Below are 25,519 nucleotides of genomic sequence, written 5' to 3'. Positions count from 1 at the left end.
CAAGCCGCCGTCAGTTATGCAAGCCCCGTTCGTCCGGCTCTTCGGTCGAGGTGCTGATCACGCTCGCCGGCTGCCCCTTGGCCTTGCGCCACGCGTAGACCACGTAGCCACTCAGGCCGTACATGACGAAAAGGCCGAACAGCACGGTGGGCGGATGGATGTTGATGACCGCGATCCCGAGCGCGATGAGCACGATTGCGGCAAAGGGCACGCTCTTCTTCATCTGGATGTCCTTGAAGCTGTAGAACGGCGCATTGGTGACCATCGTGAGGCCCGCATACAGCGTGAAGGCAAAGGTGACCCAGGTGATCTGCGTCCACGAGAGATACAGCACCTCCCCGCCGCGCTTGCCCCATTCGTCCACGAGCCAAATAAAGCCTGCTACCAGTGCAGCAGCCGCGGGCGACGGCAGCCCCTGGAACCAGCGCTTGTCGACCACGCCGGTGTTCACGTTGAAGCGCGCGAGCCGCAGCGCCGCGCAGGCGCAATACACGAAGGCGGCGATCCAGCCCCAGCGGCCCAGGCCCTTGAGCGACCACTCGTAGGCGATGAGCGCCGGCGCGGCGCCAAACGACACCATGTCGGACAGCGAATCCATCTGCTCGCCGAACGCGCTCTGCGTGTTGGTCATGCGGGCCACGCGCCCGTCCAGGCTGTCGAGAATCATCGCGGCGAACACACCGAGCGCCGCGAGGTCGAATCGCGCATTCATGGCCATCACGACCGAGTAGAAACCGCCGAACAACGCCGCGAGCGTGAACAGGTTCGGCAGGATGTAGATGCCCTTGCGGCGCTTGCGCGGCTGCACGTCGTCGGGAATCGTATCGTCATGCATTGGAATGGCCTCCATCGCTCGCGGGCGCTGCGCGGTCAGCTATCCATTCGATAGCATCTATGTCTGTGAGTCGCATGGCTTGCAGTGTAGTTCAGGGGACCTCTTCGGCCCCTGCAAACAAAAGGGCCACCGCGACGGGTGGCCCTTGGGAAACGGGTGCCGAAAGCACCCTCTCGCCGGGAAGATCAGTTGCGGGTCTGATCGACCAGTTTGTTCTTCTTGATCCAGGGCATCATCGCGCGCAGCTTTTCGCCGACGACTTCGATCTGGTGCTCTGCATTCAGGCGGCGGCGGCTGATCAGCGCAGGCTGGCCGGCAGCGGCCTCGAGCACGAAGCTCTTGGCGTATTCGCCGGTCTGGATGTCGCGCAGCACTTGCTTCATGACCTTCTTGGTCTCGTCGGTCACGATGCGCGGGCCCGTGACGTACTCGCCGTATTCGGCGTTGTTCGAGATCGAGTAGTTCATGTTGGCGATGCCGCCTTCATAGATCAGGTCGACGATCAGTTTGAGTTCGTGCAGGCATTCGAAGTAGGCCATTTCGGGCGCGTAGCCGGCTTCCACCAGCGTTTCGAAGCCGGCCTTGATCAGCTCGACCGTACCGCCGCACAGAACCGCTTGTTCGCCGAACAGGTCGGTCTCGGTTTCTTCGCGGAAGTTGGTCTCGATGATGCCGGCCTTGCCGCCACCGTTGGCGGTGGCGTAGCTCAGCGCGAGGTCACGCGCCTTGCCGGTCTTGTCCTGGTGCACGGCCACGAGGTGGGGCACGCCGCCGCCTTGGGTGTAGGTGCTGCGCACCGTGTGGCCGGGGGCCTTGGGAGCCACCATCCACACGTCGAGGTCGGCGCGCGGCTGAACGAAGCCGTAGTGCACGTTGAAGCCGTGCGCGAAGACGAGCGAAGCGCCTTCCTTGATGTGCGGGGCCACGTCGTTCTTGTAGACGTTGGCGATCTGCTCGTCAGGCAACAGGATCATGACCACGTCGGCCGCCTTCACGGCGTCGGCGACTTCGGCGACCTGCAGGCCGGCCTTGCCGACCTTGTCCCACGAAGCACCGCCCTTGCGCAGGCCGACCACGACCTTGACGCCGCTGTCGTTCAGGTTCTGCGCGTGCGCATGGCCTTGCGAGCCGTAACCGATGATTGCTACCGTCTTGCCCTTGATGAGGCTCAGGTCCGCGTCTTTGTCGTAGTAAACCTTCATGTATTTCTCCTAAAAAATCTCAAGCACCCGCAGAGCGGGTGAATTTCACTCAGAGGCCGGAGGAATTCCGGTCCTTCATTTGCTGGTTGATGGACACGAGGCTGTCGTGGATGCGGAACAGCACGATGAGCAGTTCGCTGTAGATGCGAACACCGATGGCACCGAAGATCAGGAACGTGAAGGCCGGCAGGTACTGGCGCTGGTAGAGCGCCGCCCCCGCAAGGACAATCACGCCCAGCAGGCCGAGAAAGTAGAGCACCCGGACGATCGCGGGAGTCACCATCCTGTCGAAACCGAGCAGACCTCGCATCACTTTTGCCTCATGTGTGGATGAACGGATGAACTGAGGGCGCCTTCACCCTCCTACACGCGCAGAATGCGCTCGCCGCGGCCGATGCCGCTGGCACCGGTACGGACAGTCTCGAGGATAGCGCTACGTTCGATCGCTTCCAGAAAAGCGTCGTTCTTGCCATGGTCGCCAGTGAGTTCGATGGTGTAGCTCTTGTCGGTCACGTCGATGATGCGGCCGCGAAAAATTTCAGCCATGCGCATCATTTCCTCGCGCTCCTTGCCGACCGCGCGCACCTTCACCATCATGAGCTCGCGCTCGGTGTAGGCGCCTTCGGTCAGGTCGACGACCTTCACGACTTCGATCAGGCGGTTCAGGTGCTTGGTGATCTGCTCGATCACGTCGTCGGAACCGGTCGTGACGATGGTCATGCGCGAGAGGCTCGCGTCCTCCGTGGGTGCGACCGTCAGCGATTCGATGTTGTAGCCACGGGCCGAGAACAGGCCCACCACGCGGGAAAGAGCACCCGGCTCGTTTTCCAGCAGCACTGCAATGATGTGTTTCATGTTTGCGCGACTCCTCTTTTCGCCGCCCTCCCCCGCGCACGGTAATGCGCGGGCTTGGCGGGCAATAGATTCGTCAGTAAAGGTTGAGCGAGAGAAAAATGCCCCGCGGATCAGAGATCCTCGGAACCCATCAGCATCTCGGTGATGCCCATGCCGGCCTTCACCATCGGGAACACGTTCTCGGTGGGGTCGGTGCGGAAGTCCATGAACACCGTGCGGTCCTTGAGCTTGCGTGCTTCGCGCAACGCGGGCTCCACGTCTTGCGGACGCTCGATCAGCATGCCGACATGGCCATAGGCCTCGGCGAGCTTCACGAAGTTGGGCAGTGCGTCCATGTAGCTGTGGCTGTAGCGGCCGGAGTATTCGATCTCCTGCCACTGGCGCACCATGCCCAGGTAGCGGTTGTTGAGCGAGCAGATCTTGATCGGCGTGTTGTATTGCAGGCAGGTGGAGAGTTCCTGGATGCACATCTGCACCGAGCCTTCGCCGGTGATGGTGAACACTTCCGAATCGGGCTTCGCGAGCTTGATGCCCATGGCGTAGGGAATGCCCACACCCATGGTGCCCAGGCCACCCGAGTTGATCCAGCGGCGCGGCTCGTCGAAGCGATAGTACTGGGCAGCCCACATCTGGTGCTGGCCCACGTCCGACGTGATGTACGCGTCGGCGTCCTTGGTCATGTTCCAGAGGGTCTCGACCACGTACTGCGGCTTGATCACGTCCTTGTTGCCGCGGTCGTACTTGAGGCAGTCGCGCGAGCGCCAGGCTTCGATGGTCTTCCACCAGTCGGCCAGCGCGCCGGCGTCGGGCTTGGTGGTGCTCTCGCGGATCATCGAGATCAGCTCGGTGAGCACGTCCTTCACGTCGCCGACGATCGGGATGTCGACCTTCACGCGCTTGGAAATGCTCGACGGGTCGATGTCGACGTGGATGATCTTGCGTTCGTTCTGCGCGAAGTGCTTGGGGTTGCCGATCACGCGGTCGTCGAAGCGCGCGCCCACGGCCAGCAGCACGTCGCAGTTCTGCATCGCGTTGTTGGCTTCGATGGTGCCGTGCATACCCAGCATGCCGAGGAACTTGCGGTCGCTCGCCGGATAGGCACCCAGGCCCATCAGCGTATTCGTGACCGGATAGCCGAGCATGTCGACCAGCGTGCGCAGCTCGTTGGTGGCATTGCCCAGCAGCACGCCACCGCCGGTATAGATGTAGGGACGCTTCGCGGCCAGCAGTAATTGCAGCGCCTTGCGGATCTGTCCGCCGTGGCCTTTGCGGACCGGGTTGTACGAGCGCATCTCGACCTTGTCGGGATAGCCTGCATAAGGCGTTTTCTTGAACGAAACGTCCTTGGGCACATCCACCACCACCGGGCCGGGACGGCCGCTGCGTGCGATGTGGAAGGCCTTCTTCATCGTCATGGCCAGATCCTTGGGATCCTTGACGAGGAAGTTGTGCTTGACGATGGGACGGGTGATGCCGACCGTGTCGCATTCCTGGAAGGCGTCGAGGCCGATGGCGGCCGTCGGCACCTGGCCCGAGATGATCACCATCGGGATCGAGTCCATGTACGCCGTCGCGATGCCGGTAACCGCATTGGTCAGGCCGGGACCGGAGGTGACCAGCGCCACGCCGACGTCGCCGGTGGCGCGCGCATAGCCGTCGGCCGCGTGGACGGCAGCCTGCTCGTGGCGTACCAGCACATGCTGGATGGTGTCCTGCTTGTAGAACGCGTCGTAGATGTAGAGAACCGCGCCGCCCGGGTAGCCCCAGACGTACCGGACGCCTTCGGCCTGCAGTGCCTTGACCAGCACTTCAGCGCCCATGAGTTCTTGCGTCGGATTGCCTGCGCCTGAGGACGCGGCTGCTGCGGAAGCGATTTCCGCCTTGGAGATTTCCATGATCAACCTTTGTGTTATTTCGGGAACGAAATACCTTGGGTGCCCCTTGCCAACCCTTGTGGGGCCGCGCCAGGACTTGAGGCCAAAGCCATGGGCGGACTGATGTTCCGCCGGACCGTGACCCGTTTGCCTTTTGACTTGCAAGGCGAATTATGACATTTCCGGGCGTTCAGATTCGCTTCAGCTGCCCTGTAAAGCCACAAAGGCATAATCCGCGGCGATAAACACACATGCGACTTACGCAATCGCCAGACCCCTTTTCCCATGCGGCGCGCCTTTCGCGCCCCCTCTCGCTTGGCCACTGAACAAGAACTCTCCGACTTCCTGAAAAGCGTCGAACGGCGCGCTTTCAAGCGCTCGGTCTACCACGTGCGGGATGAAGAAGCTGCGCTCGATATCGTGCAGGACAGCATGATGAAGCTGGCGCAGCACTACGGTGACAAGCCCCCGGCCGAGTTGCCGATGCTGTTCCAGCGCATCCTGTCGAACTGCACGCTCGACTGGTTCCGCCGCCAGAAAACCCGGCGTGCCCTGTTCTCCAACCTCAGCGATTTCGAATCGATCGACGACGACGGAGATTTCGACCTGCTGGAGAACTTCGTCTCGCCGACCGACTCTAGGGAATCGGAGAGTGCCGAAGACACGACCCGCCGCGCCCAGGTCTTCCACGAAATCGAGGAACAGATCGCGGCACTGCCGGGTCGTCAACGCGAGGCTTTCCTGATGCGTTACTGGGAGGAAATGGACGTCGCAGAGACGGCCGCTGCGATGGGCTGCTCCGAGGGCAGCGTCAAAACCCATTGTTCGCGAGCCGTTCACGCTCTGAGCAAGGCGCTCAAGGCCAAGGGAATATCGCTATGAACACTAAGGTTCCAACATCAACTTCCAGCACCGCCGAAGACCAGTTCGGTCAGCGCGTGATTGCCCGCCTTTCGGCCGGCAATCGGGAGTTGCCGCACGACATCGGCGAACGGCTTCGCGTGGCGCGCGCACAGGCCGTGGCCGCGCGCAAGCTGCCTCCGCAGCTGCGAACCGCGACTGTGGCGGTGCAGTCGGGTCATACGCTCACGATGGGTGGCAGCTGGTGGACCCGCATCGGCTCCGTGGTGCCGCTGATCGCACTCGTGGCCGGCCTGATCGCCATCAGCGCGATGCAGGAGGACGATCGCGCCAGCGAACTGGCCGAAGTGGATTCCGCGCTGCTGACGGGCGACCTGCCGCCCGCCGCCTACACCGACCCCGGTTTCGCTCAATTCCTGAAGGCCGACAGCGCCTCCGACTGAACCCTCACCAACCGAATGCGACGCCGCTCCATCTCCAGCGCGAACACTACCCATCCGTTGCGCCCGCTCCAGGCGGGCGTAGTCGTTTGGGCGGGTGCGCTTGCGGTCGCAGCCTTCGGCCTGACGCTCGCCAACGCCCAGCCCCCCACCGAGGCGGCGGTCAAGGGCTCGACCCCGGCAAGTTCCGCGTCTGCCACCAGCCCGAAGGCCGTCTCGACCACAAGGCCACTCTGGAGTGAACTCACGGCCGAGCAGCAGCAGGCCCTCAAGCCGCTCAGCGTTCACTGGAACACGCTGAACGTCGGCCAGAAAAGGAAATGGCTGGCGCTGTCTCGCAACTACGCGAGCATGTCGGCCGAAGATCAATCCACCCTGCACAGCCGCATGATCGAATGGGCTGCCCTGAGCAACCAGCAACGTGCGCAGGCTCGCCTGAACTTCGCCGAGGTCAAGCGCATTTCACCCGACGAGCGCAAAGTCAAATGGGAGCAGTACCAAGCCTTGAGCGAGGAAGAAAAGCGCAAGCTTGCGGAACGCGCCCCACCCAAGCCACGCGGGGCAGCCATTCCCGTTCGGCCGGTTTCGTCCCAGAAGCTCGTGCCGGTGCCGGCCGTCACGCCTGCAGGGCAGCACACGCCCAGAATCCTGCTGGCACCGCCGCCCCCGGCCGTGCCCGCAACGATCCTGGTGGCCTCGCCGCCGGAGCGAGCCCCCGCGGTCACGACGCCGGCGGTTTCCGTCACGCCTGCGCCCCCGGCGCCAGCCAGCGCCACGTCCGCGCCGGTTCCGGCGGAAGCCCAGGTACCGGCGCCGTCTTCTGGGGCCGAGGCACCTCCCTCTGCCCCCTGATCCCAAGGCTCCGATGGTTTCCAGCTCCCCCGAGGCGTCGGGCTCCGATCAGGCCGCCTCGCAGATTCCTCCAGCAACCCACGCTCCTGTTTCGATAGTGCCGGGCCTCTGGCGCCGCATGGCCTGCTGGCTCTATGAGGGCATGCTGCTGTTCGCCGTGGTGTTCGTTTCAGGCTGGCTCTTCAGCACGCTGGGCCAGATGCGCGACGCCATGGATTCACGGCGCCATCTTTTTCAGGCTTTTCTCTTCGTGGTGTTCGGCGTGTACTTCGTCTGGTTCTGGACCAAGGGTCAGACCCTCGCCATGAAGACCTGGAACCTCCGCATCGTCGATGCACACGGACGGCCTGTCAGCCAGCGCCGGGCGTTGGCGCGCTACTTGCTGAGCTGGGTCTGGTTTCTGCCGCCGCTGGCCGCCATTGCGCCGTTCAAGCTGTCGGGCGGCGAATCGACCGTCCTGATTTTCGGCTGGGTCGCCGTCTGGGCGCTGCTGGCGCGTTTTCACCCCGAGCGCCAGTTCTGGCACGACGCCTGGGCCGGTACACGGCTCATCACCTCCAAACCGATGAGTCGCCGATGAGTGCCTTGCCCAAGCTCCCCGATCCCGCCGTCAATCCGCAGAAAGCCCGCAAGGGCCTCGAACGGGTCTGGCATGCCGCGCTGATTTCTCTGCACGGCCTGCGCGCCGGCTGGAGCGAGCCCGCTTTCCGCCAGGAAGCCATCATGTCGATCGTGATGATCCCGGCCGCCTTCTGGCTCGGACGCGGCTGGACCGAGGTGGCGCTGCTCGCGGGCAGCGCGATCCTGGTGATGATCGTCGAGCTGCTCAACACCGCCGTCGAAGCAGCCATCGACCGCATCGGGCCCGAGTGGCACGACCTCTCCAAGCGCGCCAAGGACATGGGCAGCGCCGCGGTGTTGCTTTCGCTCACGCTTTGCGGGGGCATCTGGGCGGCGGCGTTGTGGCAACGATTCGTGTCATGAGCAGGCCTGCGGGCTGCGGCATGATGGCAGGATGAATCCTGAATTTTCGATTTGCGTGTATTGCGGCTCGCGCCCCGGCGAGCGCCCCGAGTTTTCCCAGGCCGCACAAGCGGTCGGCCAATGGATCGGCCGGCATGGCGGCCAACTGGTCTATGGCGGCGGCCGCACCGGCCTGATGGGCACGGTGGCCGAGGCCACCCGCCTCGCCGGCGGCCGCGTGGTCGGCATCATCCCCAAGGCACTGGTCGACAAAGAACTGGCCAACCCGCTGTGCGATGAACTGCATGTGGTCGACACCATGCACGAGCGCAAGGCCATGATGGGCGAGCGCGCCGACGCCTTTGTCGCCCTGCCGGGCGGCATCGGCACCTTCGAGGAACTGTTCGAGATCTGGACCTGGCGCCAGCTCGGCTATCACGACAAGCCGACCGGCATCCTCAACACCGCCGGCTATTACGACGGCCTGCTGGGCTTCCTGGCGCACAGCGTGCGCGAAGGCTTCATGGGCGAATGGCAGATGGAACTGATCCGCACCGGTACCGACGTGCCCGAACTGCTCACGGCGCTGCGCGCCGAAGTGCCGCTCCACCCGCGCGAAGACAGGCTGTCGGAAAACCTCTGAGGCGCGCGGTTCGAAAAAAGCCCCCGTTGCCGGAGGCTTTTGCTTCAGACTGCGTTCTCGTTTTCTTCGCCGGTGCGGATCCGCACGATGCGCTCCACGTCCGTCACGAAAATCTTCCCGTCGCCAATCTTCCCGGTGCGCGCCGAGCTGACGATGGCCTCGATGCAGCGTTCCACATCGGCCTCGTTGACGACAACTTCCACCTTCATCTTGGGCAGGAAGTCGACCACGTATTCGGCGCCGCGGTAGAGCTCGGTGTGCCCCTTCTGGCGGCCGAAGCCCTTGACCTCGGTGACGGTCAGTCCGGTAACGCCCACTTCGGCCAAGGCCTCGCGCACGTCCTCGAGCTTGAAGGGTTTGACGATGGCGGTGATCTGCTTCATGGTTTTTGCGCTCCGGCGGTTTCGTTGAATTTGCTGGTGATAGGGTAACGCCAATCCTTGCCGAAGCTTCGGTGGGTGACCCGGATGCCTACCGGCGCCTGACGCCGCTTGTATTCGTTGATCCTGATGAGCCGCGCAACCCGCTCGACCACCGCGCGGTCGTAGCCCGCGGCAATGATCTCGTCGATGCCTTCGTCGTCCTGCATGTAGCGTGCCAGGATGCCGTCAAGGATGTCGTAGGGCGGCAGGCTGTCCTGGTCGGTCTGATCGGGGCGCAGCTCGGCGCTGGGAGGCCGCGTGATGATCCGCTCGGGGATCGGCGCCGCCCCCGTGCCGTACGGATCGTGGGCATTGCGCCAGCGCGCCAGCGCAAACACGGTGGTCTTGAGCAGGTCCTTGATGACCGCGAAACCGCCCGCCATGTCGCCGTAGAGTGTGCAGTAGCCGGTGGCCATCTCGCTCTTGTTGCCCGTGGTGAGCACGATGGCGCCGAACTTGTTCGACAGCCCCATCAGCAGCGTGCCGCGGATGCGGGCCTGGATATTTTCCTCCGCCGTGTCTTCGGGCCGGCCCTTGAATTCCTCTGCCAGCGCATCCTTGAAGGATTCGAAGGTGTGCTTGATCGAAATCTCGTCGTAGCGCACGCCCAGGCGGCCGGCCATGTCGCGCGCATCGATCCAGCTGATGTCGGCGGTATAAGGCGAAGGCATCATCACCGCGCGAACCTTGTCCTTGCCCAGTGCATCGACCGCGATCGCAAGCACCAATGCGGAGTCGATACCGCCCGAAAGCCCCAGGATGGCGCCTGGAAAACCGTTCTTGCCGACGTAGTCGCGCACGCCCAGCACCAGTGCGTCCCAGAGCTGTGCTTCGGCGTCGCGCGGGGGTGCGATGGCAGCCGGCTCGGCCACGAAGCCGACGCTGCCCCGGAGCGTGCGCTCCAGCTGCGCGAAGACCAGCTTCTCCCGGAAGCTCTCCGCCTGCATGGCGGTGGTGCCATCGGCCTGCAGCGCGAACGAAGCGCCATCGAACACCACCTCGTCCTGCCCGCCGACCAGGTGCGCATACACCAGCGGCAGCCCCACGGCACGCGCTCGGTCGGCCATGCGCGCGACGCGCTCGCCCTCCTTGCCCACGTGATAGGGCGAGGCGTTGATCACGGCCAGCACCTCGGCGCCGGCGTCGCGGGCCAGCTCGGCCGGCTGGTCGAACCAGGCGTCCTCGCAGATCAGCAGTCCAACGGAAACCCCGCCCGCCTCGAACACGCAGGTGCCCTGCCCCGGCGTGAAATAGCGGCGCTCGTCGAACACCTGGTAGTTCGGCAGTTCGCGCTTGGCGTAGGTTTCGAGGATGCGGCCTTCCTTGATGACGCTGGCCGCGTTGTGGCGCATCTGCACGGCCACCGAGCGACTGCGCAGGCTGCCGCCGGTTGGATGCCCCACCACCACGACCATGTCTTTGAGGTCGGCCAGAGCGGCGGCAATGCCTTTCACGGCATCATCACAGGCTTCGGTGAAGGCGGGGCGGAGGAACAGGTCCTCCGCCGCATAGCCGGCAATCGAGAGTTCGGGCGTCAACAAGAGACGCGCGCCCTGTGCATGGGCCTGGCGCGCGGCGTCGACGATCTTTTTCGCGTTGCCGGCGAGGTCGCCCACCACAAAATTGAGTTGCGCGATGGCGAGCTTGAGCGTCATACAGAAGGAAGAAAAAGGCTTGAACGATTATGTCATTCGGGTTCTGTCGTCGCCGTCGGACGTGAGCCCGGAAGCATGGAACGCGCTGCTGGCCGCCGAGGCCGAGCCCTCGCCTTTCATGCGCCACGAATACCTTGCGGCGCTGAATGACAGCCGTAGCGCCTCGCCGGACAGCGGATGGGTGCCGCAGTTCGTCACGCTGTGGCAAGGTGAGCAGTTGCAGGCGGCGTGCCCGTTCTACATCAAGGACCATTCGTACGGCGAGTACGTGTTCGACTGGGCCTGGGCCAACGCCTACGAGCAGCACGGGCTGGCCTACTACCCGAAGGCCGTGGTTGCAGTGCCTTTCACGCCCGTGCCCGGCGCGCGGCTGCTGGCGCGCGATGCGCAGAGCCGCACATTGCTGGTGCAAGGGCTCGTCGCGCTGTGCAAACAGGAGGAACTGTCGTCGCTGCACCTGCTGTTCGGCGCCGAGGCGGACATCGCCGCCTGCGCCGAAGCCGGCCTGATGCTGCGCAACACCGTGCAATTCCACTGGACGAACACGGCACCCTCGGCCGGCACCGGCTACGCGGACTTCGACGCCTTCCTCGCCAGCCTCTCCCACGACAAGCGCAAGAAGATCCGCCAGGAGCGCCGCAAGGTGGCCGACGCGGGCGTGAGCTTCCGCTGGTCGCGCGGCGCCGACATCTCGAAGGCCGATTGGGACTTTTTCTACCGCTGCTACGAACGCACCTACCGCGAGCATGGCAACCCGCCCTACCTCACGCGCGACTTCTTCCGGCGCATGGCCGGCACCATGCCCGAAGCCTGGCTGCTGTTCATCGCCGAGCGCAACGGCAAGCCGATGGCCGCCAGCCTGATCGCCCTCTCGACGCAGTCCGACAGGCCGTTGGTCGCCTATGGCCGCTACTGGGGTGCGCTGGAGCGCGTCGACTGCCTGCATTTCGAGGCCTGCTACTACCAGCCGCTGGCCTGGTGCATCGAACATGGCGCCCAGCGCTTCGAGGGCGGCGCCCAGGGCGAGCACAAGATGGCGCGCGCACTGATGCCGGTGAAGACCACCAGTGCCCACTGGCTGGCGCATCCCTCGTTCGCCGATGCAGTCGAGCGCTTCCTGGAGCGCGAGGGTGCGGGCATCGAGAACTACATGGACCACCTGGGCGAGCGCAGCCCCTTCAGGTCCGCCTGAGTTGTGCCATTCGGGGCTGCTATAAAGGCGCCCGATTCGACAACAACACAAAGAAACCAATGCCATTCTTCGGACTGGGGCTGCACGTCCTCATTGCGCTGTTCTTTGCCGTGCATGCGATGCGCCACGGCAAGCAGATGTACTGGCTCATCATCCTTTTCAGCTTCCCGCTGCTGGGCAGCATCGTGTACTTCATGGTCGAGTACCTGCCCGCTTCGCGCATGCAGCGCACCGCGGGGAAGGTGGCGAACGCGGCCATCGGCTTCATCGATCCCGAGCGCGAATACCGCGCGGCCACCGAGGCCTACGACCTCGCGCCCACGGCGCAGAACAAGCTGCGCCTTGCCAAGGCCGCGCTCGACAAGGGCCAGGCCGCCGATGCCGTCGGCCACTACCGCGACGCGCTGAAGGGTCCGCTCGCCTCCGATCCCGAATTGCAGTTCGGCCTCGCCAGCGCGCTGATGGCCGCCGGCGGCCCTTCGGCCGGTCGTGATGCACTGCAGGCCTTGCAGACCCTGCGCAGTACGCGCGACGATTACCGCAACGACGAAGTCGCCGTGCTGACGGCCCGCGCACTGGCGGCCGACGGGCGCAACACGGAAGCGCGCGAAGCCTTCGAAGCCGCATTGAGCAAATACAACACGGTCGAGGCGCGCGCAAGCTATGTGGTCTGGCTGGCGCAGCAAGGCGACGCCGCTGCGGCGCAGCGCCAATGGGACGAACTCCAGCAGGCCGCGCGCCACTGGAACTCGCACGCCAGGTCGGTCAACCGCGAGTGGATGCGGCAGGCTGGCGATGCGGTCCGGGGCTGATTACTTCTTGTAGGCGGCGATGCCGTCCAGGACTTCCTTCTTGGCGGCGTCGATGCCTTCCCAGCCCAGCACCTTGACCCACTTGCCGGCTTCCAGGTCCTTGTAGTGCTCGAAGAAGTGGCTGATGGCCTTCAGGCGCATCGGGTTCACGTCGTCGACTGACTTCCAGTGGCTGTAGATCGGCAGCACCTTGTCGGTGGGCACGGCCAGCACCTTGCCGTCGACGCCGGCCTCGTCTTCCATCATCAGGATGCCCAAGGGGCGGCACGGCACCACCACGCCCGGCAGCAGTGGGTATGGGGCAATCACCAGCACGTCCACCGGGTCGCCATCGCCCGACAGGGTCTGCGGCACGTAGCCGTAGTTGGCCGGGTAGTACATGGCCGTCGTCATGAAGCGGTCGACGAAGATCGCGCCGGATTCCTTGTCGACTTCGTACTTGATCGGATCGGCGTTCATCGGGATTTCGATCACGACGTTGAAGGCATCGGGGACGTTCTTGCCGGGGGAAACTTTGTCGAAGGACATGACGTTTTTCGAGTAGTTGAAAAGTATGAGAGGGATGGGGACAAACCCGGAGTTTACTTTCCGCGTCACCGACCCGTCGCACGCACGCTCGTTTTTGCCTGTAAATTGCAACCGTTGGCCAATCGGCTCCGCACCCCAGGTGCTGCGAGCTTCGAGGAAGCAACGCGGCGGAAAACATGGTCCCGTACGCGTTGCACGCAGGGCCCATGCTGTCCGTCTCCACAAGTCACAACGAACGAATGGAGAAGCAAAGCATGATCGGCAACACCCCCCTGATACTGGCCATCGTCTGCGGCCTCGTGGCCGTGGCCTACGGTTTCTGGGCCCGAAGTTGGATTCTCGCGAAGGACCCGGGCAACGCCCGCATGCAGGAGATCGCGGCGGCCATCCAGGCCGGCGCCTCTGCCTACCTCGCCAAGCAGTACAGCACCATCGCCGTCGTCGGCGTGGTGCTCGCCATCCTCATCGCCATCTTCCTCGACCTGACCACGGCGGTCGGCTTCATCGTGGGCGCGGTGCTCTCGGGTGCCTGCGGCTTCATCGGCATGAACGTATCGGTGCGCGCCAATGTGCGCACGGCACAGGCGGCCACGCACGGGATCGGCCCGGCGCTCGACGTGGCATTCCGCGGCGGCGCCATCACCGGCATGCTGGTGGTGGGGCTGGGCCTGCTGGGCGTGTCGGTCTTCTACTGGGTGCTGTCCGCTGGCGGCATTCCGGCCGGGGCCCACGGCCTCTCGGCCATCCTCAATCCGCTGATCGGCTTTGCCTTCGGCTCCTCGCTGATCTCGATCTTCGCGCGCCTGGGCGGCGGCATCTTCACCAAGGGCGCCGACGTCGGCGCTGACCTGGTGGGCAAGGTCGAGGCCGGCATTCCCGAAGACGACCCGCGCAATCCGGCGGTGATCGCGGACAACGTGGGCGACAACGTCGGCGACTGCGCCGGCATGGCGGCCGACCTGTTCGAGACCTACGCCGTGACGCTCATCGCCACCATGGTGCTGGGCGCGCTGATGGTCACGGCGGCGCCGACCAATGCGGTGCTGTATCCGCTGGCGCTGGGCGGCGTGTCGATCATCGCGTCGATCATCGGCTGCTTCTTCGTGAAGGCATCGCCGGGCATGGTCAACGTGATGCCGGCCCTCTACAAGGGCCTGGCCGTGGCGGGCGTGCTGTCGCTGGTCGCGTTCTGGTTCGTCACCAGCTGGCTGATTCCCGACAACGCCATTGCACCGAGCGGCAGCCAGCTCAAGCTGTTCGGCGCCTGCTTCGTCGGCCTTGCGCTGACGGCCGCCCTGGTGTGGATCACCGAGTACTACACCGGCACCCAGTACAAGCCCGTGCAGCACATCGCGCAGGCCTCGACCACTGGCCACGGCACCAACATCATCGCGGGCCTCGGCGTGTCGATGCGCTCGACGGCGTGGCCGGTGATCTTCGTGTGCATCGCGATCCTGGCGTCCTATTCGCTGGCGGGCCTGTTCGGCATCGCAGTGGCGGCCACCTCGATGCTGAGCATGGCCGGCATCGTGGTCGCGCTCGACGCCTACGGCCCCATCACCGACAACGCCGGCGGCATCGCCGAGATGAGCGAGTTGCCCGACAGCGTGCGCGCCGTGACCGATCCGCTCGACGCGGTCGGCAATACCACCAAGGCTGTGACCAAGGGCTACGCCATCGGCTCGGCCGGCCTCGCCTCGCTGGTGCTCTTTGCCGACTACACGCACAAGCTCGAGAGCTTCGGGCTGAACATCAGCTTCAACTTGAGCGACCCGATGGTGATCGTCGGCCTCTTCATCGGCGGCCTGATCCCTTACCTGTTCGGTGCGATGGCGATGGAAGCCGTGGGCCGTGCGGCCGGCGCGGTGGTGGAAGAAGTGCGCCGCCAGTTCCGCGAGATCCCCGGCATCATGGAAGGCACCGGCAAGCCCGAGTACGGCAAGGCCGTGGGCATGCTGACCGGCGCGGCCATCAAGGAAATGATGATCCCGTCACTGCTGCCGGTGTTGGTGCCGATCATCGTGGGCCTGGTGCTCGGGCCGAAGGCGCTGGGCGGGCTGCTGATGGGTACCATCGTCACGGGCCTGTTCGTCGCCATCAGCATGTGCACCGGCGGCGGCGCCTGGGACAACGCCAAGAAGTACATCGAGGACGGCCACTTCGGCGGCAAGGGCAGCGAGACGCACAAGGCCGCCGTCACCGGCGACACCGTGGGCGACCCCTACAAGGACACTGCCGGCCCGGCGGTGAATCCGCTGATCAAGATCATCAACATCGTGGCGCTGCTGATCGTGCCGCTGGTGGTGAAGTTCCATGCCGGCGATGCGGCGGCGGCGGTACCGACGAAGGTCGAGCAGCCGCCGGCCTCCACGGCGCCCGCTGCCTCGCCCGCCGCCGCTGCCACGCCGTCGACGCCTGCGGCCGTGGTGGCTTCGGGCGCCGTGTCGGCCGCCGAAGCCGCCGCCGTGAAGGTCGAGAACGGCGTGGTCAAGTTCTACTTCGCGAGCGCCAGCGCCGAAGTGGCGCCCAACGCCAGGGAAGCGCTGACCGACGTGATCAAGGCCGTGCAGAGCGGCAGCACCGTGCTCGTGAGCGGTTACCACGATGCGAGCGGCGACCCGGCCAAGAACGCCGAACTTGCCAAGCAGCGCGCGGTGGCCGTGAGCGATGCGCTCAAGGCGGCCGGTGCGCCCGAAGACAAGATCGAGCTCGCCAAGCCCGAGCAATCCCAAGCCGACGGGCCGCCCTCCGAAGCGCGCCGCGTCGAGGTCAAGATAAAGTCCTGAGATGCCCACACCCGCACGACTCGAATCCTTCATCGCCGCCGTCGAAGGCGGCGCGCATGCCAAAGCCATCGAGGACTACTACACGGAAGACGCCACCATGCGCGAGAACCAGGCCGAGCCACGGCGCGGCCGCAGCACGCTGGTGGCGCAGGAGACGGCCGTGCTCGATCGCACCGAAACCGTCACCTCCACGTGCGTGCGTCCGGTGCTCGTGAACGGCGACCATGTGGCGATCCACTGGATCTTCGAGTTCACGTTCAAGGGTGGCGCCAGCATGCGCATGGAGGAAATCGCCTGGCAGCGCTGGGAGGGCGATCGCATCGCCGAAGAGCAATTCTTCTACGACCCGGCGCAGCGAAAGCCGGGCTGAATCTCGGCTTCTAGCGCCGGCTCTCGGCCGCCACGGCCCGCACCAGCCGGGTGGCTGGCGCTACCAGCTCCCGCAGGTCCGCAGCGCGATCCTGCTCGATGGCTTGCAGAACGAGTTCATTGATGCCGCCGACCACCGTCATCGCCATCTGGCTCGTCAGATGCACTGCGAGGCCTTCCGCGTCGCCGCTGCTGTTGATCGCCACCTGGATGAAGTTGGCGATCTCGTCGTTCACCCGGCGCCGCACCGCGAGGCCCGGCATGCCCAGGCCGAGGATCTCGACAAACAGCGTGCGCAGCAGCACCGGGTCCTGGGCGAGGTAATCGAAATACGCCGCCATAGCCTGCTCCACCTGCGCATGCCACGGTTGCGCGGGGTCGAAAGCCTCGCTCACCGCCTGCAGCGCGAGCCGGCTGGCGGTTTGGTAGAGCGCGATCAGGCACTCGGTCTTGGTGCTGAAGTGCTCGTAGAAGGTGCGGCGCGACACGGCCGCCTCGCGCACGATGTCGGCAATGGTGGTTTCGGCGTAGCCCTTTGCTGCCACGGCATGCGCCATGCCTTGCAGCAGGCGCGTGTAGTGCTCGCTTCCGGTGCCATCGGCTGACTTGGAAGGCACGGCTGTTTCGACGGCTTCACTCATGAACGGCACATTTTCCTACGTCATGGTACTTGACAGTACCAACTTGCGATTGCACCATGGAGGCAAGTCGGTACGAAGATGTACCAACCATTTCAGTTCCGTGCTTTTTTCGAGGCTTGTTTTTCATGACTGATCTCGTGGTCCGCCGCCTTCTGATCGATTTGCAATCGCCCTTTGCCCGCGACTGGTGCGGCGGCGACGCATTCTCGACCGCTTTCTTCAACGCCCTGTCGATGAGCTTCCCCTTCGGCGAACAATTCTTCATCGACGCGGTTCGCGATGCCGTCGCCACGTTGCCGACGGAAGTGCAGGAAAAGCATCGCGCCGACGTGCGCGGTTTCATCGGGCAGGAAGCCACGCACCGGCGCATTCATTCGCTCTTCAACAACCACCTCGAAAGCCAGGGCCTGGTGGATGGCTGGACGGCGCGCGCGGGCAAGCGCCTGACGCTGATGGAAGACGCCGACCCGCGCCACGCGCTGGCGGTGACGGCGGCCACCGAGCACTTCACGGCGCTGTTCGCCGAATGGCTGCTGGCCCACCCCGAGATCCTCGACGGCGCCGAGCCCCGGCTGCGCACCATGTGGCTGTGGCACAGCGCCGAAGAACTGGAACACAAGAGCGTGGCCTTCGACATCTACAAGGCCGCAGGCGGCTCCGACGAATGGCGCAAGCGTTGGTTCCGCCGCGTCACGATCATGTTCCTGGGCGACCTGATGCATCAGACCATCGACAACCTGCGCCACGAAAAGCAGCTGTGGAAATGGTCGACCTGGAAGAGCGCCGTGCGCATCCTGCTGAGCCGCGACGGTCTGCTGCGCGGCAACCTGGCCGGCTGGCGCGGCTACCTGCGCCCGGACTTCCATCCGATGCAGCAGGACAGCAGCCTCTCGGTGCGCTGGCTGGAGGACAACCGCGCACAGTACGCACCCGTGGGCGCGACACCCGAGGCAGCGGCCGCGGGTTGACCGGCAAGAAAGCTCAGTAGAAGTTGGCGCGTTGCGGCGCACCGCCGCCGGCCTGCTGGTGTTCGGGGCGCAGCGCCAGGTCGTGCAGGGTGTCGAAATCGGACGGAGCATCCGGCACGCGCATCACCACTTCCAGCTCGTGCATCGAAGTGACCCAACGGCCGGCCGGCGATTCGGCAGGCTCGTCGTTGGCGAAAACGCCGTCGCGGATGTAGAGGGTCTCGCCCTCGGGGCGCTCGGCATGCAGCTCGATCAGACGGGCGATGGAGAAGTTGTACGTCACGAGCTTTTCGCGCGTCTTGCGGTCCTTGCCGCCGCAATTGAACGAGCCTTCCGCGGCAATGACGATACAGGAGCCGTCCACGCCTCCGTCCATCTCGATCTCATTGCCCGAGCGCCAGATGGCGTTGGGCAGGCGCACGCGCACCTTGTCGATCACGAGGTCGCGCTGCTTGTTCAGGCTGCCAAGAGGCGGCACCAGCGAGCGCAATTGGCGCAGGCGCTCGGCGAAGTTGTCGTCCATCAGGAATTCGACATGGTGCGTGGCGCTGCCGGAGGAGCGCTTGACCACCTGAATGACCACGTGGCGCGACTTAGCCATGGCAGAACCCCTTTGCAAGCGTTGAATTCCATGTCCCGCGAGGGGCGTCGACGGCGTGGCTGCAATTCATTGGAAATCGGCTACAAATTAGAACTTTTGAATTCATGCAATCACTTGCATCATTTGTTTCTAACTGTATAACGATTGGCGGCAATGGGGAAGGCCAATTCGTGACTTATGCACGCGGAAATGTCTCCAAAGTGCCTCCCTGATGTGCTAGCAGGGTGTCCTTAACGGACTGACTTGGTCAAGGCCTACTCAAGGGATTCGTCGAGCGCCTTGCACGAAGGCGCGCAGACGGTCTGGGACTTGCCCAGCACCTGGCGGGTGCGCAACTGCGAGCGCACGCGGTGCTTGCCGCACATGAAGCACGACATGGTCGCGCCACTGAACGACGCCGAGGCGCGAAACGGCGAGCCGGGCGTCTTCGATTTGTAACGCAGGCCGTCCGCCACCACTGCCGTCTTCACTTCACCCTTCGCCATGCGTCTTGTCCTTGCTATTCGGTTCGGCACGGCGCATCGCGCGTGCAATGGCTTCCCGGGCACTGGTTTCAGCCGCCAGGGAAGCGTCCAACGCCGAGCGGCAAAGCCCGGCGTACTGATAGTTGAGGTTCTCATACACCTCGGCCGCGGCCGGATAGGCATCGAGCAGGCGGCCGAGCTCGGCGCCCTGCTCGACATCCTCGAACTCATGCACGAGGTGTTCGACCACGGAACGGTACTGCTCTGCGCCGACGGGCACAGCGCTGTGTTCAAGCTTTTCCAGCAGTTGCGCCAACACGTGGGTCACTGCCAGATCGGTCTTGGGAGACGGATTATCGGTCGTGTTCATGGTTTGCATCTGGGGGCAGCATACGCCTATGCAAGTGGCTGCTCGCACGGGGAGGTCTCTGGCGCCCCGGTTTCCTGGGCCGCCTGCATCCGCTGGAGCAGGCTGTGCAGCATCTCGGTGGACAGCCCGTGGATCACCAGCCGATGCCCCGCCCGCAGTGTCGACAAGGGCACGAGCGGGTGCTTGTTGTTGACCAGAATGAGGTGTTCGGGCGCGGCCAGGATCGTGGCCGCGTAGATGCCGATGGTTTCGTCCAGCTGCAGGGAGTTGGCGGCACGCCAGAAATCGTTGTCCGTCAGCATCAGCTGGTAAAGCGGCGTAAAAAGCTCGATGGCGCTTTGCAGATCGAGAAAATTGAGCTTTCCCTGGGGCATGTCTTCCAGCCGCGGGCCGGGCTCCCTGATCATGGAGAAATCGACCTGCTCCGCCTTGCGCAGCGCCACGCCCTTGTCGCGCAGCGCCTTGTTCAGCCGGATCACGAAATTGAACAGGTTCAGGTCGTGCTTCAGGAACATCTCGTCCTTCAGCGCGTCGATGCCGGCCGGCTCCAGCGGGCTCGTCGCTACCGGGGCCGGCGAGTTTCGCCCGATGAAGGCCAGCACCTGCGAGCCCAGGTGAAAGTGCCGCAGGATCAGCCAATTGGCCTCCGGCGAAACAAAGCGCTTCAGCCCCCACGCGAGAAGTCGGTGCAGCAGCATCGAATGCGACCAGTTGCGCGGCACGAACACCTTCACGATCTGGATCAGGATGATCGTCAGCCGCGCGATCGGCCGCAGGAACGGCAGCAGGTACTGGCGCGACGCCGAACTCGAATCGGCCAGCCACGCGGCTTTGACGTCGTCGGGCAGCGGCGTGCTCTGGTCGAGGTACAGCGCCAGCCAGGGGCTGGGGTCGCGCTCGTCGTGCGCCTGGGTCAGGAAATCAGGTGTTCGGTCCATGGGGCCTGCGTTCGGTGATGTGCTGGAACTGCATCAGGTACAGCGCGGCCGTATGGCGCGCGGTGTCGGCTATCTGTCGGGCGGCGCGCGCGTGCCCCTCTACGGCCATGACCATCTCGACCGCCGTGAGCCAGCGGCTCAGGTGATGCTCGTCGTTGTGGCCGTGGTATTCGAGGAAGCGGAAGGCATCGGGTGGCAGCTTCAGGCCGGACTTGAGCAGCGGCAGCAGCGCCGGCACGATGCGCTGGCCCGTGCCCTCGATGATGTAGATCGCGCCCAGCAATCCGATCGGGTCGCGCGTGGCGGCCAGGCCATGCAGGTAGGCGTTGAGCGCCTCGCCGCCGGGGTTGCGGCGCAGGTCTTCGATGTTCTCGACCATGCCGCCGGCCTTGCGGTAGTCGCTGAAGAGGATGTTGAAGTCGTTTTGCTCCTCCCCCGCGTGCACACCGATCAGCGAGGCCAGCATCTGGTACGGCTCGCTCAGCGAGGCGGCGCCTTCGCGCATCCACAGGCTGCCTTCGCGAACCTGGGGCACCCATTGCTCCATCCAGTTCAGGTAGTCGGGCACGGTAAAGCGGCGCTCGCGGATCTGGCGGACCAGCGGCGTGCGCCAGACCCGGGAGCGGTAGTCGTGCCAGATGGCGGCCAGTTCGGTCAACAAGGCACCGAGGCCCTCGGGCGCGGCGGCCGGGTCGTGCGGGGGTGCGATCACGAGGTCGTCGTCAGGCGCCGCTGCCGCCGCCGCGCGCGATGCGGCAACCACCGGCACGGCATCGACGGACTCCACTTCGAGCAGCATGTACGCCGCCATGAATCGCCCCGACTCTGGCACGTAGCAGAAGATCTGCTCGCCGGGCTTCAGCGCCTTGGTGTGCAGGAATTCGGCCAGCATCACGAGGATCGACGCGGCCCCGGTGTTGCCGCGCCAGGCCAGGTTGCTCCACCAGCGCTCGCGCGGGATCGACAGGTCGGCCTTGGCCATCAGGTCCTCGACCACCGGGATGAATTTTTCCGACGAGTAGTGGCAGAGAAAGTGATCGACCCGCTTCGGATCGACCCAGCCGTCGCGCACGAGACCCGCGTACTCGTGGATGCCGATGTCGAACAGGTGCGGCAGCAGACGGATGTCCTGGCGCAGCGACAGCGCGCCGGCAGCTTCGGCCTCGGCCCAGGAACCGAAATCGAGGTGGCCGCGTGTCCGGTCTTCGGTCAGCCCGAGCTGCATGCACACCGGATAGTCGCCCGAGAAAGCGCGCTGGTGCACCCACTTCAGCTTCAGCCGCAACCCCGGTGCACCGGCCAGTGCGGGCGTACCGTCGGACAGCAGCAAGGCGCCCGCGCCATCGGACAGCATCCAGCGCAGGAAGTGAGAGTCGAAGTCTGTCTCGTAGCCGCGCGCCGCGAAGCGCGAGCGCTTGAAGAGGCGCGACGGCATCTCGCTGGCCACCGCCACCGCCGAGCGGTGCGCCCCCAGCTCGATGCCCTGCGCGGCCGTCTGGATCGCCGACACGCCCGCCGCGCAGATGCCGTGCACCGAATGCGTCTCCATCGGCTGCGCCGTCAGCTCGCCCTGGATCATGTTGGCAAAGCCTGGCATCAGCGTGTCGCCGCCCGACGAGCCGCTGGCCAGCAGCGACACGCGCGACAGCTCCGCGCCGCCCCGCCGCAGGCAGTCGCGGATCGCACCTGCCGCCAGTTGCGCATTGGTGTGGCGGGTCACGCCTTCCTCGTCGATGGCGTAGTGCCGCGTGAGGATGCCGTTCTCCGCCAGGATGCGCCGCTTGATGCGCTCCGACATGCGGTTGAGCGGCGCGATGTAGGCGTCCATGCGGTCGTTGGGAATGGGCTCGCCCGGCATGAAGTAGCCGGCGCTTTCGAGGTAGACGCGTTGAAATGAGACGGGCATGGTTCAGTTGATGGATGAATCGGGAGGCATCAGCGGGCGGCTGCGAAAACGCGGCCACACGGCCCCCAGCAGGAACACCCGCACCATGTACGGCACCAGCCCGCCCTCGTTGAGCACAGGGTCCACCTGCGCGCGGTAGCGCGTGCGATGCAGGCGGGTGAGCTCGGACCAATGGGCATGCGGGTTTTCGTGGTGTGCGGTGTGCAGGCCGATGTTGAACAGCAAGGGGTTCACCAGCCCCTCGAAATTGCGGGCGTAGTTCAGCCGGCTACCCGGGGTATCGCCCTGCGCCTCCTCGCGAGACGCCTTCCGACCATCGGCGTGGGCATGCTGCAGGTAATTGGTCGCCAGCAGCCAGTGCAGGCCATGCAGTTGCGGCACGATGACGAAGACCAGCGCCTTGCGCCAGTCGAGCGCCAGCAGCACCGCCCAGCTGGCCAGCCACAGCGCGTACTGCGCCATGCAGTAGCGCCATGCGCCGCGCCTATGCAGCCGCAGCCGAGCAAGCCAGGCGAAGAACACCGGCATCAGCACCCACACCGCCTGGAACGGATGCAGCAGGTAACCCCGCATGTGGTTGGTGTCGCCGCCGAAGCGGTAGGTGCGCGCCACGTCCTTCGGGCCATGCCGGTGGCGATGGTGGTTGGCCACGTGCGCAGGCCAGAACACGAAGGTCGGGTGTCCCTGCAGCAACGTGATCCAGAAGTCCGTCAACCGGTTCATGCCCCGCCCGCGCCACATGCGCAGATGCACATGGTTGTGATGGATCACGCCGACGCCGAGCGTCAGGAACAGCGTCATCCCATATAGCAGGACATCGAAGCCATGGAACCACTGCCACGCAGCCAGCACAGGCAGCGCGACGAGATAGGCAAGGCTCTGCCAGTCGCGCCGGTGACGCAGCCGCGGCAGGTGGCGGCTCGCGTCAGGCCGTGGTCGCGCCATGCTTCTTGCGAAAGGCCTGGAGAACCGGCTCGGCTGCATCGGCCGCGACGCGCGTTCCGAACAGCCGGTCCATGAACGTGAATTGAAAACCGTAGTTGCCGTTGTGCACGGCATGGTGCAGATGGTGCCGGCGGCTCGCCGCGAACCAGTGGCTGTACGACACGCCCGTGAAGAAGTCGTAGTTCGAATGCCCGATGCAGTTGAAGAACAGGCTGAACACCGGCACCGCCGCGAGCGACCAGAAGCTGAAGTCGTGCACCACCATCGGCAGCAGGATCACGTTGCCGAGCATCAGCGCCTCGACGGGGTGAAAGCTGTAGGTGGCCCACGGGGTGGTCACGAACGAGCGGTGATGCGGCCCGTGAAAGCGCCGCAGCCAGCGCGTATGCAAAAGCCGGTGATTGATCCAGAAATGCACGTCGTTCCAAAAGGCGAGCGCGAGGATCTCGACCGCGACTTGCCGCCAACCCGCATCGCCGTCGAGCCGCGCCCAGCCCAGCTGCAGCAGCCCCCATGGAAACACCATGCCCAGCCCGAAGATCAACACCGACACCCCCGACTGCCCCAGTTCGCGCCGCAGCTGCCCCGGCTGCAGCGGCCGCGGATCGAGTTCACGCCCGATGCCCAGCGCCGGCAGCGCGCGCTTCGTCAGCAGCCACGTGAGGCCGCCAAAACAGAGATAGATGCCGCCGAAAAAAAGCACGCCCCACAGCATGACCTGCGGGGCGGACAACGAGGTGAAGGTCTGCGCCATCCCCCGAGGCTACAACAGCATCTCGGGAACGATCGGCGCGATGAGCATGTTGTAGAAGCGCTGGAAGAAGCCCGACTCCGGCTCCGAGGTCAGGATCATCTCTTTCTCGCCGTCGTTCGTCAGCCATTGCAGCGTGCCAGTGTCCTTGGCCAGCCGCAGCCGGTAGGAATTCTGCAGCTTGCTGATGTTGATGACGCGCAACATCTCGCGCGCCAGTTGCGGGCTGTCGACCACCACCCCCATCTCGGTGTTCTGGCTGGCCGAGCGCGGGTCGAGGTTCATCGAGCCGATGAAGATGCGCGTCCTGTCGATCGCAGCGGTCTTGGAGTGCAGCCGCCCCAGCGACTTGCCGAACATGCCGAAGCGCTCGCCCGCGCTGGTGCGCTGCGGGCTCAGTTCGTAGAGGTCGGCGCCGCTTTCGAGCAGCCGCTGGCGGTAGCGCGCATAGCCGGTGTGCACCAGCGGCTCGTCGTTGGCCGCCAAGGAATTGGTCAGCAGCGTGAGCTTGACCTTGCGCCTGGCCAGGTCCTCGAAAGCCTCCATGCCGCGCTCGCCCGGCACAAGGTACGGCGAGGTCAGGTCGACTTCGGTCTTGGCGTCGAGCAGCAGCGCCCAGACCTTCATCGTCACGCTGGTGGCGATGGCCTCGTCGGCGGACATGGTCGCGGGCTTGGTGGGCGGGTCGGCGATGGCGCGGGCTTCGCCCCACAGCAGGCCCATGCGGCCGCCGTCGAGCTCCTCGGCAATGGGCCCGTAGCCGAGGATGTCGGATGGCGGCAGCACGATCTTCGGTGGTGGCGCGGCCATGCCCACCCAACTGTCGAAATCGGCGCCGTTCGGCCTGCGGCCGCCCTCGCCCGTCACGATGTCGGCAATCGGCCAGACCTGCACGCTGTTCCAGTAGGCGTCGAAGATCGATTCGAGCTGCGGCACCACCTTGCCGATCACCAGCGCATCCATGTCGATGAAGTTCTGCGCCTCGCTGAGCACGAAATACTCTTCGGCGATGTTGCGCCCGCCTACCACCGCCATCACGCCGTCGGCGATGAAGAGCTTGTTGTGCATGCGGTGGTTGAGCCGCGAAATCTCCCACGGCGACGCCGCGAAGCGCGACAGGAAGCCGTTGCGCCCGCAGCAGAACGGGTTGAACAGGCGCACGTCGACGTTCGGCGTCTCCGAGAGCGCCAGCAGCAGCTGCTGGCTCTTGACGGTATACAGGTCGTCCACCAGCACCCGCACCTTGACGCCGCGCATCGCCGCCTCGCGCAGCGTGCGCAGCAGCAGGCGGCCGACGGCGTCGTTCTCGAGCTGGTAATACTGCACCACCAGCGAGCGCTGGGCCCGCTGGGCGAGTTGGATGCGCGCGTCGAGCGAGTACACGCCCAGCGGCATCAGCCGGAAGCCCGAGTGCTCGCCGGGCGGCGTGGATGCGGCGGCAATCTTCGCGAGCGTGGTCGACGGGTCGGCGGAGGCGGCAAATTCGGCGGGCCGTTCCCGTGCCGGCGGCAGCGAACCGCAGGCGCCGAGTGCCGCGATCAGGGCGCCAGCGAGCGCGAGGCGCAGAAGCAAGAGGCAGGCGTTCATGATGGTGCTTCCATGGCGTGGTTCTTCCCCGTCGTTTCTTCAATTGTTCTGCTCAATAC

At 65.1% G+C, this 25,519-nt stretch carries 28 protein-coding genes; 11 read left to right on the top strand and 17 right to left on the bottom strand.

The features are described from left to right. Positions 1 to 10: 10 nt before the first annotated feature. The 5 genes from pssA to ACCD11_RS06980 form a co-directional block, all read right to left on the bottom strand. Positions 11 to 835: a CDP-diacylglycerol--serine O-phosphatidyltransferase gene (gene pssA, locus ACCD11_RS07000; protein WP_007834231.1), complete on the bottom strand. Its 825-nt coding sequence runs from the start codon at positions 833 to 835 to the stop codon at positions 11 to 13. 185 nt (positions 836 to 1,020) lie between these two features. After that, a complete protein-coding gene (ilvC, locus tag ACCD11_RS06995; RefSeq protein WP_007834233.1) occupies positions 1,021 to 2,037 on the bottom strand; it encodes a ketol-acid reductoisomerase in 1,017 nt (338 codons plus the stop codon). A 49-nt stretch (positions 2,038 to 2,086) separates the two neighbouring features. Continuing rightward, entirely contained in the window at positions 2,087 to 2,347 is a 261-nt protein-coding gene (locus tag ACCD11_RS06990; protein ID WP_007834235.1) for a DUF4282 domain-containing protein, read from the bottom strand. 53 nt (positions 2,348 to 2,400) lie between these two features. Next, positions 2,401 to 2,892 carry an acetolactate synthase small subunit gene (gene ilvN, locus ACCD11_RS06985; protein ID WP_007834236.1) on the bottom strand — a complete coding sequence of 164 codons (492 nt, stop codon included), beginning with the start codon at positions 2,890 to 2,892 and terminating at the stop codon, positions 2,401 to 2,403. Positions 2,893 to 3,002: 110 nt separating this feature from the next. Further along, on the bottom strand, positions 3,003 to 4,787 hold the full coding sequence (locus ACCD11_RS06980) for an acetolactate synthase 3 catalytic subunit (RefSeq protein ID WP_007834237.1): 1,785 nt from the start codon (positions 4,785 to 4,787) through the stop codon (positions 3,003 to 3,005). Positions 4,788 to 5,081: 294 nt separating this feature from the next. On the opposite strand from ACCD11_RS06980, the gene ACCD11_RS06975 reads away from it, so the two are divergent. Genes ACCD11_RS06975 through ACCD11_RS06950 form a run of 6 tightly spaced genes read left to right on the top strand, consistent with a single transcriptional unit; the run spans position 5,082 to position 8,525 of the window. After that, positions 5,082 to 5,648: an RNA polymerase sigma factor gene (locus ACCD11_RS06975; protein WP_042673514.1), complete on the top strand. Its 567-nt coding sequence runs from the start codon at positions 5,082 to 5,084 to the stop codon at positions 5,646 to 5,648. Continuing rightward, positions 5,645 to 6,070, top strand: coding sequence for a DUF3619 family protein (locus ACCD11_RS06970; RefSeq protein WP_007834240.1), 426 nt, complete (start codon positions 5,645 to 5,647; stop codon positions 6,068 to 6,070). Before ACCD11_RS06975 ends, ACCD11_RS06970 begins: the two co-directional genes overlap by 4 nt. Before the next feature lie 15 nt (positions 6,071 to 6,085). Beyond that, positions 6,086 to 6,919, top strand: a complete 834-nt coding sequence (locus ACCD11_RS06965; RefSeq protein ID WP_413313167.1) for a DUF3106 domain-containing protein — start codon at positions 6,086 to 6,088, stop codon at positions 6,917 to 6,919. Positions 6,920 to 6,932: 13 nt separating this feature from the next. Next, on the top strand, positions 6,933 to 7,499 hold the full coding sequence (locus ACCD11_RS06960; protein ID WP_413313166.1) for an RDD family protein: 567 nt from the start codon (positions 6,933 to 6,935) through the stop codon (positions 7,497 to 7,499). Beyond that, entirely contained in the window at positions 7,496 to 7,903 is a 408-nt protein-coding gene (locus ACCD11_RS06955; RefSeq protein WP_413313164.1) for a diacylglycerol kinase, read from the top strand. Before ACCD11_RS06960 ends, ACCD11_RS06955 begins: the two co-directional genes overlap by 4 nt. A gap of 31 nt (positions 7,904 to 7,934) precedes the next feature. After that, the gene (locus tag ACCD11_RS06950) at positions 7,935 to 8,525 is read left to right on the top strand and encodes a TIGR00730 family Rossman fold protein (protein ID WP_007834248.1); all 591 of its coding nucleotides are present in this window, start codon (positions 7,935 to 7,937) and stop codon (positions 8,523 to 8,525) included. Positions 8,526 to 8,569: 44 nt separating this feature from the next. Here ACCD11_RS06950 and ACCD11_RS06945 read toward each other — a convergent pair whose 3' ends face one another. Together ACCD11_RS06945 and ACCD11_RS06940 are read right to left on the bottom strand one after the other, a co-directional pair. Beyond that, positions 8,570 to 8,908 (bottom strand): P-II family nitrogen regulator, encoded by a 339-nt coding sequence (locus ACCD11_RS06945; protein ID WP_007834250.1) that lies wholly within the window; start codon positions 8,906 to 8,908, stop codon positions 8,570 to 8,572. Further along, positions 8,905 to 10,602 carry an NAD+ synthase gene (locus ACCD11_RS06940; RefSeq protein WP_413313162.1) on the bottom strand — a complete coding sequence of 566 codons (1,698 nt, stop codon included), beginning with the start codon at positions 10,600 to 10,602 and terminating at the stop codon, positions 8,905 to 8,907. Before ACCD11_RS06940 ends, ACCD11_RS06945 begins: the two co-directional genes overlap by 4 nt. A gap of 19 nt (positions 10,603 to 10,621) precedes the next feature. On the opposite strand from ACCD11_RS06940, the gene ACCD11_RS06935 reads away from it, so the two are divergent. Together ACCD11_RS06935 and ACCD11_RS06930 are read left to right on the top strand one after the other, a co-directional pair. Further along, positions 10,622 to 11,794, top strand: a complete 1,173-nt coding sequence (locus tag ACCD11_RS06935) for a GNAT family N-acetyltransferase (RefSeq protein WP_413313160.1) — start codon at positions 10,622 to 10,624, stop codon at positions 11,792 to 11,794. 59 nt (positions 11,795 to 11,853) lie between these two features. Further along, entirely contained in the window at positions 11,854 to 12,606 is a 753-nt protein-coding gene (locus ACCD11_RS06930) for a hypothetical protein (protein WP_413313158.1), read from the top strand. Here the strand turns inward: ACCD11_RS06930 and ppa are convergent, their stop codons facing one another. Then, a complete protein-coding gene (ppa, locus tag ACCD11_RS06925; RefSeq protein WP_007834256.1) occupies positions 12,607 to 13,134 on the bottom strand; it encodes an inorganic diphosphatase in 528 nt (175 codons plus the stop codon). A gap of 254 nt (positions 13,135 to 13,388) precedes the next feature. On the opposite strand from ppa, the gene ACCD11_RS06920 reads away from it, so the two are divergent. Both ACCD11_RS06920 and ACCD11_RS06915 read left to right on the top strand, forming a co-directional pair. After that, positions 13,389 to 15,920 carry a sodium-translocating pyrophosphatase gene (locus tag ACCD11_RS06920; RefSeq protein ID WP_413313156.1) on the top strand — a complete coding sequence of 844 codons (2,532 nt, stop codon included), beginning with the start codon at positions 13,389 to 13,391 and terminating at the stop codon, positions 15,918 to 15,920. 1 nt (position 15,921) lies between these two features. Further along, the gene (locus ACCD11_RS06915; protein ID WP_413313154.1) at positions 15,922 to 16,290 is read left to right on the top strand and encodes a nuclear transport factor 2 family protein; all 369 of its coding nucleotides are present in this window, start codon (positions 15,922 to 15,924) and stop codon (positions 16,288 to 16,290) included. A gap of 10 nt (positions 16,291 to 16,300) precedes the next feature. On the opposite strand, the gene ACCD11_RS06910 is transcribed toward ACCD11_RS06915, so the two are convergent. Then, positions 16,301 to 16,930, bottom strand: coding sequence for a TetR/AcrR family transcriptional regulator (locus ACCD11_RS06910; RefSeq protein ID WP_007836717.1), 630 nt, complete (start codon positions 16,928 to 16,930; stop codon positions 16,301 to 16,303). Between the two features lie 125 nt (positions 16,931 to 17,055). Between ACCD11_RS06910 and ACCD11_RS06905 the strand changes: the two genes are divergently transcribed. Beyond that, a complete protein-coding gene (locus tag ACCD11_RS06905; RefSeq protein ID WP_413313152.1) occupies positions 17,056 to 17,898 on the top strand; it encodes a metal-dependent hydrolase in 843 nt (280 codons plus the stop codon). Between the two features lie 13 nt (positions 17,899 to 17,911). On the opposite strand, the gene ACCD11_RS06900 is transcribed toward ACCD11_RS06905, so the two are convergent. The 8 genes from ACCD11_RS06900 to ACCD11_RS06865 form a co-directional block, all read right to left on the bottom strand. After that, positions 17,912 to 18,499, bottom strand: a complete 588-nt coding sequence (locus ACCD11_RS06900; protein ID WP_007836715.1) for a hypothetical protein — start codon at positions 18,497 to 18,499, stop codon at positions 17,912 to 17,914. A 254-nt stretch (positions 18,500 to 18,753) separates the two neighbouring features. Continuing rightward, the gene (locus tag ACCD11_RS06895) at positions 18,754 to 18,984 is read right to left on the bottom strand and encodes a hypothetical protein (RefSeq protein ID WP_007836713.1); all 231 of its coding nucleotides are present in this window, start codon (positions 18,982 to 18,984) and stop codon (positions 18,754 to 18,756) included. Further along, positions 18,971 to 19,342: a hypothetical protein gene (locus ACCD11_RS06890; RefSeq protein WP_413313150.1), complete on the bottom strand. Its 372-nt coding sequence runs from the start codon at positions 19,340 to 19,342 to the stop codon at positions 18,971 to 18,973. Before ACCD11_RS06890 ends, ACCD11_RS06895 begins: the two co-directional genes overlap by 14 nt. A gap of 17 nt (positions 19,343 to 19,359) precedes the next feature. Then, positions 19,360 to 20,271: a DUF6999 family protein gene (locus tag ACCD11_RS06885; protein WP_413313148.1), complete on the bottom strand. Its 912-nt coding sequence runs from the start codon at positions 20,269 to 20,271 to the stop codon at positions 19,360 to 19,362. Then, positions 20,255 to 22,177 (bottom strand): iron-containing redox enzyme family protein, encoded by a 1,923-nt coding sequence (locus tag ACCD11_RS06880; protein WP_413313147.1) that lies wholly within the window; start codon positions 22,175 to 22,177, stop codon positions 20,255 to 20,257. The genes ACCD11_RS06885 and ACCD11_RS06880 overlap by 17 nt, the downstream gene beginning before the upstream one ends. A 3-nt stretch (positions 22,178 to 22,180) precedes the next feature. After that, positions 22,181 to 23,122, bottom strand: a complete 942-nt coding sequence (locus tag ACCD11_RS06875; RefSeq protein ID WP_413313146.1) for a fatty acid desaturase family protein — start codon at positions 23,120 to 23,122, stop codon at positions 22,181 to 22,183. Beyond that, positions 23,103 to 23,876 carry a sterol desaturase family protein gene (locus ACCD11_RS06870; protein ID WP_007836695.1) on the bottom strand — a complete coding sequence of 258 codons (774 nt, stop codon included), beginning with the start codon at positions 23,874 to 23,876 and terminating at the stop codon, positions 23,103 to 23,105. The genes ACCD11_RS06875 and ACCD11_RS06870 overlap by 20 nt, the downstream gene beginning before the upstream one ends. A gap of 9 nt (positions 23,877 to 23,885) precedes the next feature. Further along, complete coding sequence (locus ACCD11_RS06865; RefSeq protein ID WP_413313144.1) at positions 23,886 to 25,460, bottom strand: phospholipase D family protein; 1,575 nt, start codon at positions 25,458 to 25,460, stop codon at positions 23,886 to 23,888. Between the last annotated feature and the right edge of the window lie 59 nt (positions 25,461 to 25,519).

Origin of the sequence: Variovorax sp. Varisp36, assembly GCF_047304235.1 — a bacterium.
Classification (GTDB): domain Bacteria; phylum Pseudomonadota; class Gammaproteobacteria; order Burkholderiales; family Burkholderiaceae_C; genus Variovorax.
This window is presented reverse-complemented; position numbering and strand designations above follow the sequence as displayed.

Excerpts from the sequence above, each read along its gene's own strand:
- pssA (WP_007834231.1), bottom strand. The coding sequence starts at position 835 with ATGCATGACGATACGATTCCCGACGACGTGCAGCCGCGCAAGCGCCGC.
- ilvC (WP_007834233.1), bottom strand. The coding sequence starts at position 2,037 with ATGAAGGTTTACTACGACAAAGACGCGGACCTGAGCCTCATCAAGGGC.
- ACCD11_RS06990 (WP_007834235.1), bottom strand. The coding sequence starts at position 2,347 with ATGCGAGGTCTGCTCGGTTTCGACAGGATGGTGACTCCCGCGATCGTC.
- ilvN (WP_007834236.1), bottom strand. The coding sequence starts at position 2,892 with ATGAAACACATCATTGCAGTGCTGCTGGAAAACGAGCCGGGTGCTCTT.
- ACCD11_RS06980 (WP_007834237.1), bottom strand. The coding sequence starts at position 4,787 with ATGGAAATCTCCAAGGCGGAAATCGCTTCCGCAGCAGCCGCGTCCTCA.
- ACCD11_RS06970 (WP_007834240.1), top strand. The coding sequence starts at position 5,645 with ATGAACACTAAGGTTCCAACATCAACTTCCAGCACCGCCGAAGACCAG.
- ACCD11_RS06965 (WP_413313167.1), top strand. The coding sequence starts at position 6,086 with ATGCGACGCCGCTCCATCTCCAGCGCGAACACTACCCATCCGTTGCGC.
- ACCD11_RS06960 (WP_413313166.1), top strand. The coding sequence starts at position 6,933 with ATGGTTTCCAGCTCCCCCGAGGCGTCGGGCTCCGATCAGGCCGCCTCG.
- ACCD11_RS06955 (WP_413313164.1), top strand. The coding sequence starts at position 7,496 with ATGAGTGCCTTGCCCAAGCTCCCCGATCCCGCCGTCAATCCGCAGAAA.
- ACCD11_RS06950 (WP_007834248.1), top strand. The coding sequence starts at position 7,935 with ATGAATCCTGAATTTTCGATTTGCGTGTATTGCGGCTCGCGCCCCGGC.
- ACCD11_RS06945 (WP_007834250.1), bottom strand. The coding sequence starts at position 8,908 with ATGAAGCAGATCACCGCCATCGTCAAACCCTTCAAGCTCGAGGACGTG.
- ACCD11_RS06940 (WP_413313162.1), bottom strand. The coding sequence starts at position 10,602 with ATGACGCTCAAGCTCGCCATCGCGCAACTCAATTTTGTGGTGGGCGAC.
- ACCD11_RS06930 (WP_413313158.1), top strand. The coding sequence starts at position 11,854 with ATGCCATTCTTCGGACTGGGGCTGCACGTCCTCATTGCGCTGTTCTTT.
- ppa (WP_007834256.1), bottom strand. The coding sequence starts at position 13,134 with ATGTCCTTCGACAAAGTTTCCCCCGGCAAGAACGTCCCCGATGCCTTC.
- ACCD11_RS06920 (WP_413313156.1), top strand. The coding sequence starts at position 13,389 with ATGATCGGCAACACCCCCCTGATACTGGCCATCGTCTGCGGCCTCGTG.
- ACCD11_RS06915 (WP_413313154.1), top strand. The coding sequence starts at position 15,922 with ATGCCCACACCCGCACGACTCGAATCCTTCATCGCCGCCGTCGAAGGC.
- ACCD11_RS06910 (WP_007836717.1), bottom strand. The coding sequence starts at position 16,930 with ATGAGTGAAGCCGTCGAAACAGCCGTGCCTTCCAAGTCAGCCGATGGC.
- ACCD11_RS06905 (WP_413313152.1), top strand. The coding sequence starts at position 17,056 with ATGACTGATCTCGTGGTCCGCCGCCTTCTGATCGATTTGCAATCGCCC.
- ACCD11_RS06900 (WP_007836715.1), bottom strand. The coding sequence starts at position 18,499 with ATGGCTAAGTCGCGCCACGTGGTCATTCAGGTGGTCAAGCGCTCCTCC.
- ACCD11_RS06895 (WP_007836713.1), bottom strand. The coding sequence starts at position 18,984 with ATGGCGAAGGGTGAAGTGAAGACGGCAGTGGTGGCGGACGGCCTGCGT.
- ACCD11_RS06890 (WP_413313150.1), bottom strand. The coding sequence starts at position 19,342 with ATGCAAACCATGAACACGACCGATAATCCGTCTCCCAAGACCGATCTG.
- ACCD11_RS06885 (WP_413313148.1), bottom strand. The coding sequence starts at position 20,271 with ATGGACCGAACACCTGATTTCCTGACCCAGGCGCACGACGAGCGCGAC.
- ACCD11_RS06880 (WP_413313147.1), bottom strand. The coding sequence starts at position 22,177 with ATGCCCGTCTCATTTCAACGCGTCTACCTCGAAAGCGCCGGCTACTTC.
- ACCD11_RS06875 (WP_413313146.1), bottom strand. The coding sequence starts at position 23,122 with ATGGCGCGACCACGGCCTGACGCGAGCCGCCACCTGCCGCGGCTGCGT.
- ACCD11_RS06870 (WP_007836695.1), bottom strand. The coding sequence starts at position 23,876 with ATGGCGCAGACCTTCACCTCGTTGTCCGCCCCGCAGGTCATGCTGTGG.
- ACCD11_RS06865 (WP_413313144.1), bottom strand. The coding sequence starts at position 25,460 with ATGAACGCCTGCCTCTTGCTTCTGCGCCTCGCGCTCGCTGGCGCCCTG.